This window comes from Diaphorobacter caeni (genome assembly GCF_015354245.1).
Taxonomy (GTDB): Bacteria; Pseudomonadota; Gammaproteobacteria; order Burkholderiales; family Burkholderiaceae_C; genus Diaphorobacter_A; species Diaphorobacter_A caeni.
The window spans coordinates 48,874-70,132 of sequence record NZ_JADKYZ010000012.1 but is presented as its reverse complement, the minus strand read 5'-3'; the positions used below and the strand labels follow the sequence as shown (position 1 = coordinate 70,132).

Below are 21,259 nucleotides of genomic sequence, written 5' to 3'. Positions count from 1 at the left end.
AACATGAATCCCCTGCTCTCACTTTTGCAGCCGTATCCGTTTGAGCGCCTGCGTCAACTCTTTGCGGGAGTCACCCCCGCGCCCGAATACCGCGCCATCAGTCTGGGCATCGGCGAACCCAAACACCCCACACCGCAGCTCATCAAGGACGCTCTGGCCAACAGCATGGACGGCCTCGCGGCCTACCCCGCCACGGCGGGCGACATCCAACTGCGCGAGGCCTGTGCCGGCTGGATGGATCGCCGCTATGGAGTGAAAGTCAACCCCGCGACCCAGATCCTGCCGGTGAACGGCTCGCGCGAGGCGCTGTTTGCCTTCGCCCAGACGGTGATTGATCCCAGCCGACCGGGCGCGACCGTGGTGAGCCCGAATCCGTTCTATCAGATCTACGAGGGTGCTGCCCTGCTGTCGGGCGCCACGCCGTATTTCGCGCCCAGCGTGGCCGAGCGCAACTTCGCCGTCGACTGGGACAGCGTGCCCGATGAAGTCTGGCAGCGCACGCAGTTGATCTTCGTGTGCTCGCCCGGCAACCCCACCGGCGCGGTCATGCCGCTGTCCGAGTGGGAAAAGCTGTTTGCACTGTCCGACAAGTACGGCTTCGTGATCGCCTCCGACGAGTGCTACAGCGAGATCTATTTCCGCGACGAGGCGCCTCTGGGCGGCCTGGAAGCGGCGACCAAGCTCGGGCGCACCGACTTCAAGCGCCTGATGATGTTCACCAGCCTGTCCAAACGCAGCAATGTGCCGGGCATGCGCAGCGGTTTCGTCGCGGGCGACGCGGATCTGATCAAGTCCTTCCTGCTGTATCGCACTTACCACGGCGGCGCGATGAGCCCGACCATCCAGAAGGCGAGCATCGCCGCTTGGAACGACGAGCAGCACGTGGTCGAAAACCGCGCCCTCTACCGCCAGAAATTCGCCGAAATCACCCCGATGCTCTCGAAGGTGATGGACGTCGCCTTGCCTGACGCGAGCTTCTACCTGTGGGCCAAGGTGCCGGATTCTCTGGGCATGAGCGACACGGAGTTCGCGAAAGCCCTTCTGGCTCAATACAATGTGACCGTTCTGCCCGGAAGCTATCTGGCCCGCGAGGCAAACGGCATCAACCCCGGCGCGCAGCGTGTGCGCATGGCGCTGGTGGCCGAAACCGCGGAATGCCGGGAAGCGGCCGAACGCATCGTCCAGTTCATTCAATCGAGAACCTGAAGTAGTAAATCCATGACTCAACAACTGCAAACCCTCATCGACAACGCCTGGGAAAACCGCGCCAGCATGTCCCCCGCCGCCGCTCCCAAAGACGTGGTGGATGCCGTTGAGCACGTGATCGCCGAGCTGAACACCGGCAAGCTGCGCGTCGCCACCCGCGAAGGCGTGGGCCAATGGACCGTGCACCAGTGGATCAAGAAGGCCGTGCTGCTGTCGTTCCGCCTCAAGGACAACGCGCTGATGCGCTCGGGCGACCTGAACTTCTTCGACAAGGTGCCCACCAAGTTCGAAGGCATGAGCGAAGCCGAGATCGCCGCCACCGGCGTGCGCGTGGTGCCCCCGGCCGTCGCACGTCGCGGCAGCTTCGTCGCCAAGGGCGCGATCCTGATGCCTTCCTACGTGAACATCGGTGCCTACGTGGACGAAGGCACCATGGTCGACACCTGGGCCACCGTGGGCTCCTGCGCCCAGGTCGGCAAGAACGTCCACCTCTCCGGCGGCGTGGGCCTCGGCGGCGTGCTGGAGCCCCTGCAGGCCAACCCCACCATCATTGAAGACAACTGCTTCATCGGCGCGCGCTCCGAGGTGGTCGAAGGCGTGATCGTCGAAGAAAACTCCGTGCTGGGCATGGGCGTGTACATCGGCAAGAGCACCCCGATCTTCAACCGTGACACCGGCGAGACGTTCTTCGGCCGCGTGCCCTCCGGCTCCGTGGTGATCAGCGGCAACCTGCCCAAGACCACCAAGGACGGCGTGGCCTACAGCACCTATGCGGCCATCATCGTGAAGACCGTGGACGCCAAGACCCGTTCGAGCACCAGCCTGAACGACCTGCTGCGCGACTGATATCCTGCATCCGGCCGGGTGACGCGGCACAAGCCCGCGCCGGCCATTTCAAAGCATACGGGGGAGATGATTCATGAGCACGATGGAAAGAATTCTGCGCCTCATGGCGGAGAAGAAGGCATCCGATGTGTACCTGTCGGCGCACGCGCCTGCGCTCATCAAGATCGATGGGCAATGCGTGCCGATCAACAATCAGGTGCTCTCGGCCGAGGCCCCTCTCAATCTGCTTTCAGAAGTCATCGAACCCCACCGGATCGAGGAGCTGCAGGAAACCGGCGAGCTCAACATGGGCGTGCCGTTGGCCGGCATCGGACGCTTTCGCGTGAGCGCAATGCGCCAGCGCGGCAGCTACGCCGTGGTGATCCGTTTCATCCCGAGCATCATCCCGCCGCTGCCCACGCTGGGCCTGCCGGAAGTGCTGTCCGGGCTCATCATGGAAAAGCGCGGCCTGATTCTTCTGGTCGGCGCCACCGGCTCCGGCAAGAGCACGACGCTCGCGTCGATGATCGACCACCGCAATGAACAGCAGACCGGCCACGTGCTCACCGTGGAAGACCCGATCGAATACCAGTTCACCAACAAGCGGGCGATCATCAACCAGCGCGAGATCGGCGCCGACACCTCGACGCTGCAGACGGCGCTCAAGAACGCGCTGCGCCAGGCCCCCGACGTGATCCTGATCGGCGAAATCCGCGACCGCGAAACCATGTCCGCCGCAATTGCCTACGCGCAGTCTGGCCACCTCTGCCTTGCGACCCTGCACGGCAACAACAGCTATCACGCGCTCAACCGGATTCTGTCGTTCTACCCGGTCGAAGTGCGCCCGACGATGCTGGGCGACCTGGCATCCGCGCTCAAGGCGGTCATCTCCCAGCGTCTGGTGCGCACGCCCCAAGGCGCGCGCCTGCCGGCCGTCGAGGTGATGCTCAACACCAAGCTGGTGGCCGACCTGATCGAAAAAGGCGACTTTTCCGGCGTGCGCGAAGCGATGGAAAAATCCATGGCCGAAGGCTCGCAGACCTTCGAGGAAGCGCTCGCCCACATGATCATGGACAACAAGATCGACCGCAAGGAAGGTCTTGCCAACGCCGATTCGCCCACCAATCTGCTGTGGCGCCTGCAAAACGATTTTGCACTGGCGTCCAAGGCGGCACAGGCCCAAGCCGAGGCGCACCAGCGCGTCGACGACGACCAGCCGTCGTTCACCGAAATCGTGCTCGACGTCCATCCGCGTTGAGGCACAGAAAATAGAAGTTTCCGCTCTCCCATGTCTCCCACCCTGCTTCTGACCGAACAGCTCATCAGCCGCCCTTCCGTGACTCCCAACGACGAGGGGTGTCTGGAGATTCTGGCGGCGCGCCTCGAACCGCTTGGCTTCGTCTGTGAACGCATGGACAGCGGCCCGGATGATTTCCGCGTCAGCAACCTGTGGGCCAAGCGCAGTTCCGCGTCAGCGAACGCCCGCACGCTGGTGTTCGCCGGTCATACCGACGTGGTGCCCACCGGCCCGCTCGAGCAGTGGAGCAGCCCGCCCTTCACGCCCACGCACCGCGACGGACGCCTCTATGGGCGCGGCGCGAGCGACATGAAGACCTCGATCGCCGCCTTCGTGGTGGCGCTCGAGGAGTTTCTGGCGGCCGAAACCAATCCCGACATCCACATCGCCCTGCTGCTGACCAGCGACGAGGAAGGCCCGTCCGTTGACGGCACCAAGATCGTCGTGGAGCGCCTGCGCGAGCGCAACGAGCCGCTTGCGTGGTGCATCGTCGGCGAGCCGACCTCGGTCGAGAAGACCGGCGACATGATCAAGAACGGTCGGCGCGGCACGCTGTCGGGCAAGCTCACCGTGCGCGGCGTGCAGGGCCACATCGCCTATCCGCAACTGGCGCGCAATCCGATCCATCAGGTCGTTCCGGCGCTGGCCGAGCTCACCACCATCGAATGGGATCGCGGCAACGCATTCTTCCCGCCCACCAGCTGGCAGATGAGCAACATCCACGCGGGCACCGGCGCGACCAACGTGATTCCCGGTGCGGTGGTGATCGATTTCAACTTCCGTTTCAGCACCGAGAGCACGGCCGAGCAGCTCAAGAAGCGCGTGCACGCCGTGCTCGACCGCCACGGGCTCGAATACGACCTGATCTGGACGCTCGGCGGCCAGCCTTTCCTCACCACGCCCGGCGAACTGGTGCAGGCCGTTCAGGGCGCGATCAAGGAAGTCACCGGCATCGACACCGAGCTCTCGACCACGGGCGGCACCAGCGATGGCCGTTTCATCTCGCAGATCTGCGAGCAGGTCATCGAGTTCGGCCCGCCCAACGCGACCATCCACAAGATCGACGAACACGTGGTGCTCGCCGACGTCGAACCGCTCGCCAACATCTACCGCCGAACGCTCGAACTGCTGAACGCCGGAGCGGCCAAGGCATGAGCGAAGCCCCTGCGAACGCCAAGACCACCGTCGGCGAACTGATCCGCGGCGTCGCCAGACAGCTGAGCGATGCGGGCGTCGGCTTCGGCCACGGAACGACCAATGCGCACGACGAAGCGGCCTGGCTTGTGCTTTGGCAGCTTGGTCTGCCCATCGACAGCCCGCTCGACGACGACGAACCCGAAACGGTCTCGCACCAGCCTGTCTCCGCCGAGCAGCAGGCACAGGTCGCCAAGCTGATCGAACAGCGCATTTCCACCCGCAAACCCGCCGCCTACCTCACCCGCGAGGCCTGGCTGCAGGGCGTGCCCTTCTACATCGACGAGCGCTCCATCGTTCCGCGCAGCTTCATCGCCGAACTGCTGGCCGACGGCAGCATCGACGAATGGCTCAGCGAAGAAACACGCAAGGTTCTGGACCTGTGCACCGGCAACGGCAGCCTGGCCTGCCTCGCGGCCATGACCTATCCCGACGTGGACGTGACGGGCGCCGACATTTCCGCCGACGCGCTCGCCGTGGCCCGCATCAACGTGGACAAGCACCACCTGCAGGACCGCGTGACGCTGCTGCAGAGCGATGGCATGAGCCTGCTCGGCGATGGCTGGGATCTCGTGCTCTGCAACCCGCCCTACGTGAACGCCGACAGCATGAGCCGTCTGCCCGACGAGTACCGTGCCGAGCCCGCATTGGCACTGGCCGGTGGTGCCGACGGCATGGACTTCATCCGTCAACTGTTCCGGGACCTGCCCTCGCGCATGAGCCCCCATGCCGTGCTGGTGCTCGAGATCGGCAATGAAAAGCCGTTCTTTGAAGCGGCCTTCCCGGGTCTGCCCGTCTTCTGGCTCGACACCAGTTCAGGCGACGAACAGGTACTGCTGGTGACCCGGCAGGCGCTGTCCGAACTCAACGGCTAATCAGGGCAACGTCTGCTCAAGGCGCCATCACCCTCGTGGCGAAGCGCGCTATCGGCGCATACAGACAGCTCTCAAGCCGTTGCGGCAACAACAGCGGCTTGAGCAGCATGCGCACCGCCAGATCGGCCGGAAGCTGGGTGCTGACGAGCTGATACGCGCGCTGGGCGATGTCGGCAAAGCGGCGGTCGCTGTCCGCGAAGTAGTTTCCGCGGTGCGCGAACACATGGCGCAGCGCCACATCCGAATCGCTCTCGCGCAACTCCTTGAGCCGGGCATACAGCGTCCCCGCGATGCGCGTGCGGCTCACCGGGGACCGCTCCTGCAACTCCTTGAAATACTTGAGGAAATGCTTGTAGTGCCCCACCTCATCGTTGCGGATGTGGCCGAGCAGCTTGCGCAGCACGGGCTCGTCACTGAGCTCTCGCAGGGTGTGATAGTAGGCCGTAGTACCGGTCTCGACGACGCAGCGCGCCACCATCTCGAGGTGACGGTCGGGATGCAGCTCCTCCACCGTGCAGAGTTTGGAGTATTCGCCGAAGAAGCTGTCGTAGGCCCGCTGCCACGGAAAGTCAGGCCAGACCGCCTCGACGTAGCGCCGCAGCGCCGTGCCGTGCTGCAGTTCCTCGTTCTCCCATCGATCCTGCAGCCAGGCGGCGATGTCGGGGTAGTCCCTGTAGTGCTCGGCCAGATTGGCCGCGTAGGTGTCCGATCCGGTCTCGATGAACGACGCGCTCATCAGCAGATAGAACAGATCTTCATGGTGCGCGATGGCATCGATCTCGATCTGCTCGAGAGGAATGTCCTCGATCCGCCAGTGATTCGCCTCTGCGGCGTCGCCAGACGGTCGCTGCTTTTCGACGGCACCGCGAGGCTGCAGGGACTGAGACGGATGGCTGGAAAAATGCGGCATGGGGCTTCTGGTCGAGACCCATGCGGACTGTCAGCGACGCCATGCATGGGCTGCCGTGCGGATGGAGGGTTGGGCGCATCCACGCACAACGACAATTCAACGTGATGACAAAGTATTGACCATTGTGTCAGTCCATCCCGCCCCAAAGCGCGCTCTGACGCCACTTGAAACACAATCGACCGTCCGGTTTACAGCTTCGGTTCTCATGATGGAATCCGGCCGCAATGCCGCCTCGGAACCCCTGCGGCTCCGGTGCGGTTCAATCGCGGGGATAATCCCCGGATCCATGATCACCCTTCGCAACGTCACCCTGCGCCGCAGCGCGCGCGTGCTGCTAGACAGCGCCACCGTCACCATCAACCCCGGCGAGAAAGTGGGCCTTGTGGGCCGCAACGGCGCGGGCAAGTCCACGCTTTTCGCATTGCTCAACGGCGGCCTGCACGAAGATGCGGGCGAGTTCTACATGCCGGCGCAATGGCGCATGGCCCAGGTCGAGCAGAACATGCCCGAGACCTCCGAGACCGCCACCACTTTCGTACTGGAAGGCGACTCGCGCCTCTCCGAGCTCAACGCAGCCCTCAAGGCCGCCGAGGACTCGGGCGACGGCATGGCGATCGCCCATGCCCACTCCGACCTGTTTGACGCCGGCGTGCTCGACGCCACGCCGCGCGCCCAGGCGCTGATTCTGGGCCTCGGCTTTCAGGCCCACGAGCTCGACCGTCCGGTGAACAGCTTCTCGGGCGGCTGGCGGATGCGCCTGCAACTCGCCCGGGCACTGATGTGCCCAAGCGACATCCTGCTGCTCGACGAGCCGACCAATCACTTGGACCTGGACGCGCTCGTCTGGCTGGAGGCCTGGCTCAAGCGCTATGCAGGAACGCTCATCGTGATCAGCCATGACCGCGAGTTCCTGGACGCCGTGACCACGGTGACGCTGCAGATCGAAAGCGCCAACCTCAACCGCTACGGCGGCAACTACTCGAAATTCGAGGAATTGCGCGCTCAGCAGCTTGAGCTCCAGCAGTCCTCCTTTGCCCGCCAGCAGGACAAGATCGCGCATCTGCAGAAGTTCATCGACCGCTTCAAAGCCAAGGCCAGCAAGGCCAAGCAGGCGCAAAGCCGCGTCAAGGCACTGGAGCGCATGGAAAAGATCGCGCCGGTTCTGGCCGAAGCGGACTTCACGTTCGAGTTCAAGGAACCGGCCAACTTGCCCAACCCGATGCTGGCGATCTCGGACGCCAGTTTTGGTTACCGCGCCGACAACGGCTCGGAGACCACCATCCTGCGCGGCGTCAACCGATCCGTGCTGGCCGGCCAGCGCATCGGCATTCTGGGTGCCAACGGCCAGGGCAAGTCGACGCTGGTCAAGACCATCGCCCGCGAAATGCCCCAGCTCGGCGGCAATGTCACCGAGGGCAAGGGACTGAACATCGGCTACTTCGCCCAGCAGGAGCTCGACGTTCTGCGCCCCGCGGACTCTCCGCTGGAGCACATGATCCGCCTCGCCCGGGACATGGGCCCGAACTCCCGCGAGCCCTCGCGCGAGCAGGATCTGCGCAGCTACCTTGGCAGCTTCAATTTCACCGGCGACATGGTCAAGCAGGCTGTCGGCACCATGAGCGGCGGCGAAAAGGCGCGGCTGGTGCTCGCGATGATCGTCTGGCAGCGCCCCAACCTGCTGCTGCTTGACGAGCCGACCAACCACTTGGATCTGGCCACCCGCGAAGCTCTGTCGATGGCGCTCAACAGCTTTGAAGGCACCGTCATGCTGGTCAGCCACGACCGTGCCCTGCTGCGAGCGGTCTGCGACGACTTCTGGCTCGTGGGCCGAGGCGTCGTCGCTCCGTTCGACGGCGACCTGGACGACTACCAACGCTACCTGCTCGAAGAGTCCAAGCGTCTTCGCGAGCAGGCCAAACAGGCCCAGGCGGAAATCACGTCGGACCAGCAACAGCCCGCAGCCGTTGTGGAAGTGGTCACCGAGGTGGCGCAAGTCGTTGAAGCCGCTCCGGAAGTGGCCGCCGATCCCAAGGAGCAGCGCCGCCTCGCCGCGCAGGCCCGCCAGCAGCTGTCAGAGAAGACCAAGCCCTTCAAGAAGGAACTGGAACAGATCGACAAGCGCCTGCCCAAGCTCACCCAGGAGCGCGCCGCCCTCGAAGAGAAGCTGGCCACGCCAGGTCTGTCCGGAGGCGACATCGCGGAGGCTGGAAAGCAGCTCAAGGCCGTCAACGACTCCATAGAGCAACTCGAAGAGCGCTGGCTGGAACTGTCCGAGCAGATCGAAGCCATTCAGCAGGAGATCGGCGCGGCTGCTTGACGGACAGTGGAACGCTGAATTTCGCCCTTCTCGTTGAAGCAACAGATTCAGTTGTCGATGCAACCATTTATCGGAAAACGATATTCTTGAAATTCAAGGAATCAATCAAAAGATAATTTTGATTACAAGAATTTGGTGAACTGGCTGTCAACGGATTGCAGGGAACAGGCGTTGAACACTCATCTTAGGAGTTATTCAAATGACCTTCACTGCAATCCTCGCTGCCTGGCCCGATGACGAACGCGATCGCAAGCGCGCTCCAGTCCGCTTCTGAAAGCACTGCAACCTCGTCGGACGCAAGACACGTCCCACCACCGTTGTACTGACACGCAGCGGGATACGCTCAAAGCAGCTTCATAAGCTTCCTGAGTTCATCCTGACACCACAAACCTCGCCTTGGCGAGGTTTTTGTTTTTGCATCCCCTGAGCGCGGGTTTCGCCAAAGACTTTGTTCAGGACCTGCAGACAGGTTCGATGATGTTTCGTTGGTATTGGAAATGTTGACAGAACTGACGGGAAGAACGGCTGAACCAATTGCGGAAAAACTTCAAGAATCGCCTTTAACTCATTGTCAAACAAGAAAAAATTAAAAAGAAAACCGCCAAAAATTGCATCGGGTAAACCCTTGGTGAATTTGCATTTTCTTTCCAACAGGTGTCAACGCCCTCTGCCCGTACCGCGTTGAACAGGCACAAAGGAGTTTTCGTATGAATACCATCGCTATCCTCGCTGCCTGGCCCGACGACGAACGTGATCGCAAGCGCGCTCCAGTCCGTTTTTGAGCGCTTGAACGCACTGCCCATCCACTTTGGCATGAGCAGCGGTTCATCAGCGTAGCGGGCTTGGCTTCAGGCCTTCCGTCCCTCCCCTATGCAGATCCTGCCCAGCAGCGGGATCTGCCAAACAAAAAACCCCGCCTCGGCGGGGTTTGGCTTTTCTGGCCCGCTCGCGCCAGGCCAGAAGAACGCTTGGCACCATCAGTGCATGTGCAGACCGCCGTTGACCGAGAAGTCGGCGCCGGTGGCGTAGCCGCCTTCGGTCGAAGCCAGCCAGGCGATGATGGACGCGATTTCGCTGGGCTCACCCAGTCGCTTGACCGGCACGGAGCCGACGATCTTCTCCAGCACTTCGGGGCGAATGGCCTTGACCATGTCGGTGCCGATGTAGCCCGGGCTCACCGTGTTGACGGTCACGCCCTTGTTGGCCAGCTCCTGCGCCAGAGCCATCGAGAAGCCGTGCATGCCGGCCTTGGCCGCGGAGTAGTTGGTTTGACCCGCCTGCCCCTTGGCTCCGTTGACCGAGCTGATGTTGACGATGCGACCCCAGCCCTTTTCCACCATGTCGCCGACGACCTGCTTGGTCACGTTGAACATGGAGTTCAGGTTGGTTTCGATCACGGCATCCCAGTCTTCGCGGGACATCTTGACGAACATGCGGTCACGCGTGATGCCCGCATTGTTCACCAGCACGTCAACGGTGCCGTGCTCGGCCTTGGCCTTGGTGAAGGCTTCGACCGTGGAGTCCCAGTCGCCGACATTGCCGACGGATGCATAGAAGGTGAAGCCGAGCGCCTTTTGCTCCGCAAGCCACTTTGCATGGTCTCGGGTAGGACCGCAACCGGCGATCACTTTGAACCCTTCCTTGTGCAAACGCTGGCAAATTGCGGTACCAATGCCGCCCATCCCCCCTGTGACGTACGCTACTTTTTGACTCACGCCTATCTCCTGTTAATGATGATTGGATTCGGATTTCACTCTAGCTAAGAATTATCCGAGCTGAATTCAGGTAAACACTGGAAGCAACGATTTCTCACAATTTAATTGAGCAAATGAATTGATTTGCTCAATTTTCCTGTGACTGATTACCGTTCGACTGCCAGCGAAACTCCCATGCCGCCACCGATGCAGAGCGCGGCGATGCCCTTTTTGGCGCCACGACGCCCCATCTCGTGCAGCAGCGAAACCAGAACGCGGCAACCGGACGCACCAATGGGGTGCCCCAGAGCGATCGCCCCGCCGTTCACGTTGACCTTGGAGGGGTCGACGCCCAGCTCCTTGTTCACCGCACAGGCCTGGGCGGCGAAGGCCTCGTTCAATTCGAACAGGTCCACGTCCTCGACCTTCCAGCCCGCACGCTTGAGCACCTTCTTGGTCGCGGGGACGGGGCCCATGCCCATGATCGTGGGGTCCAGGCCACTCGTGCCATACGCCACGATGCGCGCGAGCGGCGTGAGGCCCAGTTCCTTGGCCTTCTTGGCGCTCATCACGACCACGGCCGCTGCGCCGTCGTTCAGACCGGAGGCATTGCCTGCGGTCACGGAGCCCGCCTTGTCGAACGCGGGACGCAGTCGCTCGAGCGCGGCTTCATCGGTCTTGCGGTTGATGTATTCGTCGCTGTCGAACTTGAGCGGATCGCCCTTCTTCTGCGGCAACTCCACGGTCACGATCTCCGCCTTGAAGTGGCCCGCGTCCTGCGCGGCCGCGGCCTTCTTCTGGCTGGCCAGCGCGAGCGCGTCCTGCTGCTCGCGCGAGATCTCGAACTGCTTGGCGACGTTCTCGGCGGTGATGCCCATGTGGTAGTGGTTGTAGGCGTCGAGCAGACCGTCCACGATCATCGTGTCGACCAGCTTCCAGTCGCCCATGCGCATGCCGTCGCGCGAATTGGGCAACACGTGCGCCGAGGCGCTCATGTTTTCCTGACCGCCGGCGACGACGATCTCGCTGTCGCCCGTGGCGACGGCCTGGGCCGCCAGCATCACGGCCTTGAGGCCGGAGCCGCAGACGGCGTTGATCGTGAGCGCAGGCGTTTCCTTGGCGACGCCCGCCTTCATCATGGCCTGACGCGCGGGGTTCTGGCCCGCACCGGCGGTGAGCACCTGACCCATGATGACTTCACCCACCTGGTCGAGCGGCACCTTGGCGCGCGCAAGCGCTTCCTTGATGACGACCGCGCCCAGATCGGTGGCTGGCACCTTGGCGAGGCTTCCGCCGAACTTGCCGACAGGCGTTCGGACTGCGGAAACAATGACGATATCTTCACTCATGACGGACCTTTCTTACTGCTTGGCGTAGGTTCCGGAGTCTGGATGCTTATCTCTCCATGATCCGGACGCTGGGACTGGTTGATTCTGCTTTCAGCGCGTTGCCGTCACGTGCTCTTCCATGGTGAGATTCTTGCGTGACTCCGGCAAAACGGGAGCACAGGCTTACCCTCTTATGACTTGCCCTTACTGGGACGGCGCAACCCGACTTTCCGCACCTCGATATGGTGTAGAAAGCCGGATGCACCGACTTCGGTGCCGTCAGGCCTTCTGCTTGACGTAGCTGCCCGGTGCGGGCTCGATGGCCTTGTACTTGGCGCCCTTGCCGTAGGTCTTGGGCGCGGCGATCTGCTTGCCGCCATGGCCGCCGAGCCACTCGGACCAGTCGGTCCACCAACTGCCCGGATGTTCGGTCGCCGTGGCCAGCCAGTCGTCAAACGATGCCGGGAACTTGCTTTGCGGCTGCACCCAGTAGCTGCGCTTCTTCTTGGCGGGCGGGTTGATGACGCCGGCGATATGGCCGGAGGCCCCCATCACGAAGCGCTTCTTGCCCGGGAACACCTGCGTGGACGCGTAGGCGCCCTGGATCGGCACGATATGGTCTTCGCGCGAGCCGTAGATGTACATCGGCAGGTTGACCTTGGAGAGATCAAGCGCCTCACCGCAGACCGTCACGCCGCCGGGCTTGGGCAGGTTGTTTTCCAGATAGAAATTGCGCAGATACCAGGCGTACCAAGGGCCGGGCAGATTGGTCGAATCGCTGTTCCAGTACAGCAGGTCGAACGCGGGTGGTGTCTCGCCCTTGAGGTAGTTGCCGACGACATAGTTCCAGACCAAGTCGTTGGGACGCAGGAAACTGAACGTCGAGGCGAGATCCTGCCCCTTCATCAGACCGCCATTGCCCATCTGCATCTCGCGGTAGCGCACGAAGTTCTCGTCGATGAACACGTCGAGAATGCCGGTATCGGTGAAGTCGACCAGCGCGGTCAGCAGCGTGGCGCTCGCCACCGGAGACTCGCCGCGCGCCTCGAGCACGCCAAGCGCGTTGACCAGCATGGTGCCGCCCACGCAGAAGCCGAGCGTGTTGATCTGCGCCGCGCCGCTGATCTCCTGCACCGTCTCGATGGCCTTGATGACCGCATCCTGGATGTATTCATCCCAGGTACGCTGCGCCATGGTCTCGTCCGGATTGCGCCAGCTCACGACAAAGGTGCGGTGCCCCTCGGCGACCAGATGGCGGATCAGCGAGTTCTCGGGCTGCAGGTCGAGGATGTAGAACTTGTTGATGCACGGCGGCACCAGCAGGAACGGGCGTTCGTAGACCTTGGCGGTCAGCGGCTTGTATTCAAGCAGCTGGAAATATTCGTTCTCGAAAACCACCGCACCTTCGGTGGTCGCCACGTTGCGGCCCACCTCGAACTGGCTCTCGTCGGTCATCGAGATATGGCCTTGGCGCATGTCGTGCAGCAGGTTGGCCACGCCCTTGGCGATGCTCTCACCCTGCGTGTCGATGGCCATCTTCTGTGCTTCGGCGTTGAACGCCAGGAAGTTGCTCGGCGACATCGCCGCCACCCACTGCTCCACGCCGAAGCGGATGCGGGCCTTGGTCTTTTCATCGGCCTGGACCGCATCGACCATGCCCATGAGCGTCTTGGCCTGCAGCATGTAGGCTGATGCGATGCTGGAGGCTACGGGATTCTGCGACCACCCCTCCCCCGTGAAGCGCCTGTCGGTCAGCGGCTTGCCGCTTTCCTGAACGCCGCTCGCGATGAGCGCCTGCATTTCCTTGAGGAAATTCTGCTGGAGCTCGGTGAGCTTCTCGGGCGAAACGCTGAGCTGATTGTGCGGCTGCATCATGGCAGTCATGGCACCCAGATCCGCTGGCGGCATTGATTGCAGCAGCTTGTTCCAGCTGTCTCCCCAAAGTTGCTGGAATTGGCGGGCTCCCTCGGCCCATTGTGCGTCAGAATCCATGGTGTCTCCTACGTTCGCGTTGCGATGCCGGTATTGGTTCCGGTCCGAACATCGTACAGCCCTTGCAGGACCTTTCCATCAATCCTAGGCGTGCCGCCTTGGCTTTTTGTTGTTTCGGAGTTTTACATTGACGGCAATGATTCTGGTAGTGATCGCGTGGCTCTACGTCACGCTGATGATGGCGGTCGCCGAGGCCACCGCATCGAACGGCAGCCTGCTGGGCGCGATCATCACGTTTGTTCTTTATGGACTGCTGCCGGTGTCCATCATCGTCTACGTTTTCAGCACGCCCGTGCGAAAACGCATGCGCCAGATTCGCGAGGAACAGGCGATGCGCAAGTGGCAGGACGAGCAGCAACAACAAGGCGTTGCTGCGACCCAGAAGTCAGACCCTGCGGTCCAGCCAGACGGCGGCGGCCAGCCGCCCGCTTCCACCTAGCGCGCGCTGGTCACGGCGGTACGAGAAGAAGCGCTCGGGATTGCTGAACGTGCACCACGGCAGGCTGCTGTCGTTGCCATGAATGGAGGCCACGCCCGCGCGCTGAAGCCGATGGCGCGCAAGCCCGGCGAGATCGGCGAGGAACTTGTGCTCGCCGAGCGGCTTGAAAAACCGTTCGGCGCTTGCGCCTGCCTCGCAGAACGCGGCGCGCACTTCAGCACCGACTTCAAATGCTGTAGGCCCGATGCAGGGCCCGAGCCATGCGATCACCTCGTCCGTGCGGGCGAATTCGGCCACTACCTCTTCCAGAATGCCTGTGCCCCCCGTCGGCCCCGCAAGGCCGCGCCAGCCCGCATGCGCGGCGGCCACCTGATCGCCCTGCCGGTTGGTGAACAGTACGGGCAGACAGTCGGCAACCATGATGACGCAGGCCACGCCCTCTTCGAGCGTGGCGCAGGCATCGGCCTGCGTGCCATCGGCCGTCCCACGCCTGAGCCATTCGACATGGGTTCCGTGCACTTGATTCAGGAACACCGGATGGGCCACGCCCGCAGCCGTCGTCAACGCGGCGCCGAAGATCTCGCGGTTGCGTTGCACGGCCAACGCATCATCCTGTACATGGTCGCCCAGATTGAGGCTGCCGAACGGCCCCTCGCTCACGCCGCCCGCCCGAGTGGAGCACAGCGCACGCACATGCTCTCGCACGGGCCAGTCGGGAATCAGCCAATCAACGGCCAAGGCGCTTTCGTCCTTCATCACCACTTCCATCCATCCAGAAAAATTCAGGCCTCATTGTCAGGGCAAGCGGATGGCTGGGCGCGCTGGAATGCGGGAAGCTCCATGCAGGCCTTGAACGCGGCCATGGTGCGGTCGAGTCCCTGCAGATCGACATGGAAGCGCTGGGCGTTGAAGATCAGCGGCACAAGGCAGCAATCGGCCATGGTCGGGGTCGCCCCCCAACTGAAGCGCGAGACGGACTGCCCCGCCGCTTCACGCTCCTTGCCCAGCAGCGCCAGTTGGCGCTCGTAGGCCTCGAGTCCTGTCCGCGTCCAGTGGCGGTACCAGGCATCCTTGGTCGAATCGTCCACCATCAAATTGTTCTTGAGGTATTTCAGCACGCGCAGGTTGTTCAGTGGATGGATCTCGCAGGCGATCATCTGCGCGAGCGCGCGGACGTGGGCGCGACCCAGCGCGTCCTTGGGCATGACGGCGGGCTCGGGATGGGTCTCGTCCAGATACTCGATGATGGCCATGGACTGCGTCAGCAGATGCGCATCGTCGGTCTCCAGCGCGGGCACCAGGGTATCGCCCACGCGCTTTGCAAAGTCCTCTGCACGATGCTCGGCGCGCACCAGATGCAGCGGCACGTAGTCGTAGGACAGGCCCTTGAGTTCCAGCACGATGCGCACGCGGAACGAAGCCGAAGAACGGAAGTAGTTGTAGAGCTTCATGGAAGAAAGAGCATACGCAACCTCACCGCATCGCGCCAGCGTGGACATTACTGAATGCCCGAGCCCGATCCGCGTGGCAAACTGTGCGCGACACGCGTTCCGCGTCGATTCGTCGATTCATTCACACCTCCTCCACCGACCCCATCATGAGCTACGTCTTTACCCCCGCGCCCGTCACCACCGTTCCCGTCGTCGGCAGCGACAGCCTGTTCCCGGTCCACCGCATCTACTGCGTGGGCCGCAACTACGCAGAGCACGCCAAGGAAATGGGTTTCTCGGGCCGCGAAGCGCCGTTCTTCTTCATGAAGCCCGCGGACGCCGTGCTGGTGGTGAACGAGGGCAGCACAGGCGAGATGCCCTACCCCACGCTGACCCAGGATCTGCACCACGAAATCGAACTCGTGGTCGCGCTCGGCAAGGGCGGCAGGAACATCAAGGCCGCCGATGCGTTCAATCATGTCTACGGCTACGCCGTGGGTCTGGACATGACGCGCCGCGACCTGCAGGCCGAGGCCAAGAAGCAAGGCCGTCCTTGGGACATCGCCAAGGGCTTCGACTTCAGCGCCCCCATCACGCCCATCGTGCCCGCGACGCAGGCCGGTGACATCCAGAACGCGCCGATCTGGCTCAACGTGAACGGCGCCAAGCGCCAGGCCAGCACAGTCACCCAACTGATCTGGTCCATCGCCGAGACCATCGAAGTGCTGTCCCAGGCGTGGGAGCTGAAGGCCGGCGACCTGATCTTCTCGGGCACGCCCGAAGGCGTGGCAGCGGTCTCCAAGGGCGATGTGCTGGAAGGCGGCGTTCAGGGCCTGCCGGCGCTGAAGGTCAAGCTGGTCTGATCCGGCCCCGCTGCACGGAGCGCCGCCGCATGCCTGCGTGCGCTCTGTGCCCTTGTTTCCTGCGCCACAATAGCCCACATGACCTTTCGCTCCCCCGTTCGTTTCTGCCGCAACTGCGGTACCGCCGTCGAGCAACGTGTTCCCGATGATGGCGACACCCGCGTGCGGGCCGTCTGCCCGGCCTGCAACACCATCCATTACGACAATCCGCTCAACGTGGTCGGAACGATCCCGGTGATGCCCGATGGTCGCGTGTTGCTGTGCAAGCGCAACATCGAGCCGCGCTGGGGCAAGTGGACGCTGCCCGCGGGCTTCATGGAGCTCAACGAAACCACGTCCGAAGGCGCAGCGCGCGAGACCGACGAGGAAGCCGGCGCGCAGATCCGCATGGGCCGACTGTTCTCGCTCGTCAACGTGCCGCATGTAGGCCAGGTGCACCTGTTCTACTGCGCCGATCTGCTGAGCGATCAGTTCAACCCGGGCCACGAAACCATCGAGGCACGCCTGTTCCGCGAGGACGAGATTCCGTGGGACGAACTGGCCTTCCGCACCGTCAGCACCACGCTGCGCCTGTGGTTCGAAGATTGCAAGAGCGGCGCACACAACGTGCACAACGTCGACCTCTCGGCCCCCAAGCCAGAACACTGACAGGAACGCCTCCTCGGTCGCTTTGCGGCTGCCCTCGCCTAGGGTCATGCCACGAGTCGCGGACACTTCACTGCTGTCAAATCTGCCGTCAGAGTTGCGAGCGAAACGCCATCACAACCCATTCAAGCACGCGCTGACGCAGCGAGCGCCGCTCCCACATGGCATGGGTGTATTCACGGCAATGCTGCAGATCGGCCTCGAACACCTGCGTCATGTCGGCGGCGAACACCTCGTCGTAGATGTTCAGGCTCGCCTCGTCGTTGAGGCGGAACGAGCGCACGTCGAAGTTGGTCGAACCAACGGACACCATTTCGGCGTCCAGGATCAGCATCTTGTTGTGCATCATCGTCGGCAGGTATTCGTAGATCTTCACCCCGCGCTCGAGTAGATCGCCCCATGTGGCCTTGGAGGCCGTGCGCACCGTGCCCGAGTCGATGTGCTTTCCCGGCACGGTGATGCGCACGCTCACGCCGCGGTCGAGAGCCGCGATCAGCTCGCCGATGATGAGATCGTCGGGCACGAAGTACGCGGCCTGCAGGTCGATGCTGCGCGTCGCCGCCGCAATCGCCATCAGGTACATGAGATGCATGCTCTCGCTGCCGCCTGCGGGTGAGGCGATGAACAACTGCGCGTCCGCCACGCCGTGGCGATGCTGCGCGGGGAAATAGTCTTCCCCCGTCAGCACCTCGCCGGTGGTCTTGATCCAGTTGTCGCTGAACGCCGCCTGGGCCTGCAGCACGACCGGGCCATGCATGCGGAAGTGGATGTCGCGCCAGTGTTCCTCGTCCTGCGCATGGCCAGCCCATTGATCGGCGATGCCCACACCGCCGGTGAAGGCAGTGGTGCCGTCGATGATCAGCAACTTGCGGTGCGTGCGGTTGTTCAGTCTGTCCACGCTGTACCAGCGCAGCGGCCGGTATTGCTGCACCTCGGCACCGGCTTGTGTGACGCGCTCGATCAGCGCGTTGTCCATCTTGAGCGACCCCATCCAGTCGAGCGTGATGTGGACCTTGACGCCCAAACGCGCGCGCTCGGCCAGCGCATCGGCGAAGGCCTCTCCGATCTCGCCCGACCAGTAGATGTAGGTCTCGAAGCAGATGCTGGTGCGCGCACCGCGCACTGCCTCGAGCATGGCGGGAAAGATCTCGTCGCCGTTCTGCAGCGCCTCGATGTGGTTGCCGGACACGATGGCCGGACCGAGCAGATTGCCCATGTCGCGGCGGAACTGGGGCGATCTGATCGGGTAGAGATGCTTGACGCGGCGCTCGATCTTCTTTTCGGACAGCGCGAAATTGCGCGCCACGATGACGAGCACCAGCGTCACCAGCGCAGTCCAGAAAATGGTCCAGAACATAGGCAAGTGAACGTGACTCCAGCCGCCAGCCTAAAGCAGCCTGAGTCACTTGCCTGTAGGACGTTGGTTCGGCGTCCTGTCCACCGGACGGCTCTCGTCCGGTTGTGCGCTTCAGTTCAGTCCCGAAGGCATCGGCGACGCGTTGCCGCGTTCAACCGGCGACGTCACCACCGTTCCGGGCACGGGTGCAGGAGGCTGCACGGTCTGCCCGCCGCCGGGCATCGGCGGTGCCGGGCTGTGCGACGGCTGCGGGACATAGGGCGCTGGTACGGGCTGTACCGGCGCTTGCGGCTGGGCGGGCGGAACCACCCGCCCCTGCGGCGGCTGGATCTGGCCGTTCGCAGGCATCGGAGGCTGCACGCCGGACGGCGCCTGAGTCGGTTGCGGCGGTTGTTGTTGTGGATGCTGCGGTTGGGGTTGGGGTTGAGGTTGCGGCGGATTCCAGAACGGGTCCTGAGACTCGCCCGCGCCCGCAGGCGCTTGTGGTGGCTCGGGATCGGCATCGGGCGTGGCGTTCTGCAGCGGCTTGAGGGGGGCCTCGCCAATCTGCGGACGCGACTCGTCACTGTCGTAGGTCACGGGCGCCTGCGTGCGCGGCGTCTGCGGCAGCTGGGAGCCCTGGACTTCCGGCGTGGTCGCCGCCGGCGGCTGGATCTGCTCGGTCGAGCGGCCGAACAGGTCCACCACCCAGTTGCGCACCGAGCCGATGGCGTCGCCGATGATGCTGTGCTCCTGCTCGTCGACGAACTTGAGGTTGTTGTCGACGAGCTTGCCGCGCACGGCCTGCTGGAACACCTGGCCGACGATGGGCAGCGCGCTGTGCGCCCCCTGCCCCCAGTAGTCGCTGCGCAGCGTGATGCGGCCGTCGTTGAAGCCCACCCACGCGCCCGCGACGATCTGCGGATGCATCATGATGAACCAGCCATCGGTGTTGTCCTGCGTGGTGCCGGTCTTGCCCGCCACATCGGCGGTGATGCCGTAGCGCGAGCGGATCGCCACGCCCGTGCCCTTGTTGATCACGCCGCGCATGGCGTTGCGCAATTCCTGCGCGGGCGCCATGGCCAGCGCGCGCTGCGGTTTGGCGGGACCGAACTTTTCGAGCACCTTGCCGTCCTTGTCCTCGATCTGGGTGATCACCGTGGGGGCAAGGTAGGCGCCCGCGTTGGCGATGGAGCCGTAGGACGCGACCATTTCCTTCAAGGTGACGGGACTGGTGCCCAGCGCGAGCGAGGGAACCTCGTCGAGCTTGGATTCACGCACGCCCATGGCCCGCGCGAGCTGGGCGACCTTTTCGGGACCGACCTGCTGCATGACTTGCGCAGTGATGATGTTCTTGGAGTACGCAAGGCCATCCGACAGCGTCATTGGAGCGTAGCTCGGTGCCGAGCCATCCGTGGGCTTCCAGACCTGTCTGCCGCCGTCGATGGGGATCTCGACGGGCTCATCCATCAGGGTATCGCCCGGCCTCATGCCTTTGGCGAAGGCCGCCCCGTAGACGAAGGGCTTGAAGGTCGAGCCCGGTTGGCGACGCGCGGCCTGCACGTGGTCGAACGGGTCCTGCGCGTAGTCGCGGCTGCCGACCCACGCGAGCACCGTGCCGTCTCGCGGATCAAGCGCGAGGAAGCCCGCCTGCAGCCGCGTCTTCTGCTGCTTGAGCTTGCCCATGAAATCGCTGTTCTCGAGCAGGCTCTTGAGCACCTCATCGGGCTCGCCGCCCTTGGCGACGGCCTGCTCGTATTGGGTCGATTCACGCACCAGTTTCTGCACCAGCGTGCTCTTGGCGCCCCAGACGCTCTGCGGCGCCCAGGCCTTGTTGACGACGGCCTGCAGCGCCTTGCCCTGCTTCTCAACGGCCTGATTGGCCATCTCCTGCAGCTTGCCGTTGACCGTGGTGCGGATCACCAGCCCGTCTGAATAGAGGCTGTAGCCCTCGCGATCGGCCCAGTCGATGAGCTGGCGACGCAGTTGCTGCGCCAGATGAGGGGCGAGGCCGTTGACCTCGGCCTGCCGCTCGAAGCGGATGCGCAGCGGACGCTTGATGAGCTTGTCGTAGTCGGCCGCCGAGAGCTTCTCGCGCTTTTTCATCTGCGCGAGCACCGTGTTGCGGCGGTCCTGCGCGCGTTCGGGGTTGAGCACCGGGTTGTAGTAGACCGTGCCCTTGAGCATGCCGATCAGCGTCGCGCTCTCGATCACGTTGAGCTCGTCGGCCGACTTGTCGAAATAGGTGCGCGCGGCCATCTCGATGCCGAACGCGTTGTAGAGAAACGGCACGGTGTTGAGATAGGTCTCCAGGATCTCGTCCTTGGAATACGTCATCTCGATCTTGAGCGCCGTGATCGCTTCCTTGAGCTTTCGGTTGAGCGTGGGCGCGCGGCCGATTTCCTCGGGGTAGAGATTGCGCGCGAGCTGCTGCGTGATCGTCGAGCCGCCCTGCTTGTCGCCGCCGAGCGTGCGCACCACGGCAGACAGCGTGCGCTTCCAGTCGAGGCCGAAGTGATCGTAGAAGCGATGGTCTTCCGTGGCGATCAGCGCGTCCTTGACCGGCTGCGCGATCTCCTTGAGCGTGACCCATTCGCGGTTGATCCACTTGTACTCGGCCAGCAGCCTGCCGTCGGATGACACGAGCTGCGCGGGCTGGTCGGTCTTGGCCTTGCGCAGATCGCTGATCGACGGCGTGAACGGGATCAGGATCAGCACATAGAGAAACAGCGCGATCGGCCCGGAAGCCAGCAGCCACCAGAGATTGCGCCGCGACTTCCAGGGCCTGCCCGGCCACGGAATCCGCCCGAGCACGCCTGTCGCCCTGTCTTGGATGGTTGCGGGCTGCTCGGCCTGCGGGTTGTCTTCGCTGTGTGGGGGCATGGCTGGTGCTCTTGGGCGGGCTTGC

The 21,259-nt window shown here is 63.4% G+C and carries 18 protein-coding genes; 9 read left to right on the top strand and 9 right to left on the bottom strand.

Going from position 1 to position 21,259, the window contains the following annotated elements:
• The first annotated feature begins 3 nt into the window (after window positions 1-3).
• From dapC to prmB, 5 genes are all read left to right on the top strand, one after another.
• On the top strand, window positions 4-1,206 hold the full coding sequence (gene dapC / locus ISG32_RS24650; RefSeq protein WP_194773666.1) for a succinyldiaminopimelate transaminase: 1,203 nt from the start codon (window positions 4-6) through the stop codon (window positions 1,204-1,206).
• A gap of 12 nt (window positions 1,207-1,218) precedes the next feature.
• Entirely contained in the window at window positions 1,219-2,052 is an 834-nt protein-coding gene (gene dapD / locus ISG32_RS24645) for a 2,3,4,5-tetrahydropyridine-2,6-dicarboxylate N-succinyltransferase (protein ID WP_194773665.1), read from the top strand.
• A gap of 73 nt (window positions 2,053-2,125) precedes the next feature.
• Window positions 2,126-3,289: a PilT/PilU family type 4a pilus ATPase gene (locus tag ISG32_RS24640; protein WP_194773664.1), complete on the top strand. Its 1,164-nt coding sequence runs from the start codon at window positions 2,126-2,128 to the stop codon at window positions 3,287-3,289.
• A gap of 30 nt (window positions 3,290-3,319) precedes the next feature.
• On the top strand, window positions 3,320-4,483 hold the full coding sequence (gene dapE, locus ISG32_RS24635; RefSeq protein WP_194773663.1) for a succinyl-diaminopimelate desuccinylase: 1,164 nt from the start codon (window positions 3,320-3,322) through the stop codon (window positions 4,481-4,483).
• Complete coding sequence (gene prmB / locus ISG32_RS24630) at window positions 4,480-5,397, top strand: 50S ribosomal protein L3 N(5)-glutamine methyltransferase (RefSeq protein ID WP_194773662.1); 918 nt, start codon at window positions 4,480-4,482, stop codon at window positions 5,395-5,397. Before dapE ends, prmB begins: the two co-directional genes overlap by 4 nt.
• A 16-nt stretch (window positions 5,398-5,413) precedes the next feature.
• Here prmB and ISG32_RS24625 read toward each other — a convergent pair whose 3' ends face one another.
• Entirely contained in the window at window positions 5,414-6,307 is an 894-nt protein-coding gene (locus ISG32_RS24625) for a ferritin-like domain-containing protein (RefSeq protein WP_228530096.1), read from the bottom strand.
• 286 nt (window positions 6,308-6,593) lie between these two features.
• Here ISG32_RS24625 and ISG32_RS24620 point away from each other — a divergent pair, with 286 nt between their 5' ends.
• A complete protein-coding gene (locus tag ISG32_RS24620) occupies window positions 6,594-8,624 on the top strand; it encodes an ABC-F family ATP-binding cassette domain-containing protein (RefSeq protein ID WP_194773661.1) in 2,031 nt (676 codons plus the stop codon).
• Between the two features lie 354 nt (window positions 8,625-8,978).
• Here the strand turns inward: ISG32_RS24620 and ISG32_RS24615 are convergent, their stop codons facing one another.
• The 4 genes from ISG32_RS24615 to phaC form a co-directional block, all read right to left on the bottom strand.
• Complete coding sequence (locus ISG32_RS24615) at window positions 8,979-9,275, bottom strand: hypothetical protein (RefSeq protein ID WP_194773660.1); 297 nt, start codon at window positions 9,273-9,275, stop codon at window positions 8,979-8,981.
• A gap of 326 nt (window positions 9,276-9,601) precedes the next feature.
• Window positions 9,602-10,339 carry an acetoacetyl-CoA reductase gene (phbB, locus tag ISG32_RS24610; protein ID WP_194773659.1) on the bottom strand — a complete coding sequence of 246 codons (738 nt, stop codon included), beginning with the start codon at window positions 10,337-10,339 and terminating at the stop codon, window positions 9,602-9,604.
• A 146-nt stretch (window positions 10,340-10,485) separates the two neighbouring features.
• Window positions 10,486-11,667 (bottom strand): acetyl-CoA C-acetyltransferase, encoded by a 1,182-nt coding sequence (locus ISG32_RS24605; RefSeq protein WP_194773658.1) that lies wholly within the window; start codon window positions 11,665-11,667, stop codon window positions 10,486-10,488.
• A 258-nt stretch (window positions 11,668-11,925) separates the two neighbouring features.
• Window positions 11,926-13,638 (bottom strand): class I poly(R)-hydroxyalkanoic acid synthase, encoded by a 1,713-nt coding sequence (gene phaC, locus ISG32_RS24600; RefSeq protein ID WP_194773657.1) that lies wholly within the window; start codon window positions 13,636-13,638, stop codon window positions 11,926-11,928.
• 136 nt (window positions 13,639-13,774) lie between these two features.
• Here phaC and ISG32_RS24595 point away from each other — a divergent pair, with 136 nt between their 5' ends.
• Window positions 13,775-14,077: a hypothetical protein gene (locus tag ISG32_RS24595; protein WP_194773728.1), complete on the top strand. Its 303-nt coding sequence runs from the start codon at window positions 13,775-13,777 to the stop codon at window positions 14,075-14,077.
• Here ISG32_RS24595 and pgeF read toward each other — a convergent pair.
• Both pgeF and maiA read right to left on the bottom strand, forming a co-directional pair.
• Window positions 14,024-14,833 carry a peptidoglycan editing factor PgeF gene (gene pgeF / locus ISG32_RS24590; RefSeq protein WP_194773656.1) on the bottom strand — a complete coding sequence of 270 codons (810 nt, stop codon included), beginning with the start codon at window positions 14,831-14,833 and terminating at the stop codon, window positions 14,024-14,026. The two genes, ISG32_RS24595 and pgeF, sit on opposite strands and share 54 nt — an antisense overlap.
• A 26-nt stretch (window positions 14,834-14,859) precedes the next feature.
• Window positions 14,860-15,528 carry a maleylacetoacetate isomerase gene (gene maiA, locus ISG32_RS24585; protein ID WP_194773655.1) on the bottom strand — a complete coding sequence of 223 codons (669 nt, stop codon included), beginning with the start codon at window positions 15,526-15,528 and terminating at the stop codon, window positions 14,860-14,862.
• A 146-nt stretch (window positions 15,529-15,674) separates the two neighbouring features.
• Here maiA and ISG32_RS24580 point away from each other — a divergent pair, with 146 nt between their 5' ends.
• Window positions 15,675-16,370, top strand: coding sequence for a fumarylacetoacetate hydrolase family protein (locus tag ISG32_RS24580; protein WP_194773654.1), 696 nt, complete (start codon window positions 15,675-15,677; stop codon window positions 16,368-16,370).
• Window positions 16,371-16,448: 78 nt separating this feature from the next.
• Window positions 16,449-17,018, top strand: a complete 570-nt coding sequence (locus ISG32_RS24575; RefSeq protein ID WP_194773653.1) for an NUDIX hydrolase — start codon at window positions 16,449-16,451, stop codon at window positions 17,016-17,018.
• A gap of 88 nt (window positions 17,019-17,106) precedes the next feature.
• On the opposite strand, the gene ISG32_RS24570 is transcribed toward ISG32_RS24575, so the two are convergent.
• Window positions 17,107-18,372: a phospholipase D-like domain-containing protein gene (locus ISG32_RS24570; RefSeq protein WP_194773652.1), complete on the bottom strand. Its 1,266-nt coding sequence runs from the start codon at window positions 18,370-18,372 to the stop codon at window positions 17,107-17,109.
• Between the two features lie 111 nt (window positions 18,373-18,483).
• Window positions 18,484-21,234, bottom strand: a complete 2,751-nt coding sequence (locus ISG32_RS24565) for a penicillin-binding protein 1A (protein WP_194773651.1) — start codon at window positions 21,232-21,234, stop codon at window positions 18,484-18,486.
• Between the last annotated feature and the right edge of the window lie 25 nt (window positions 21,235-21,259).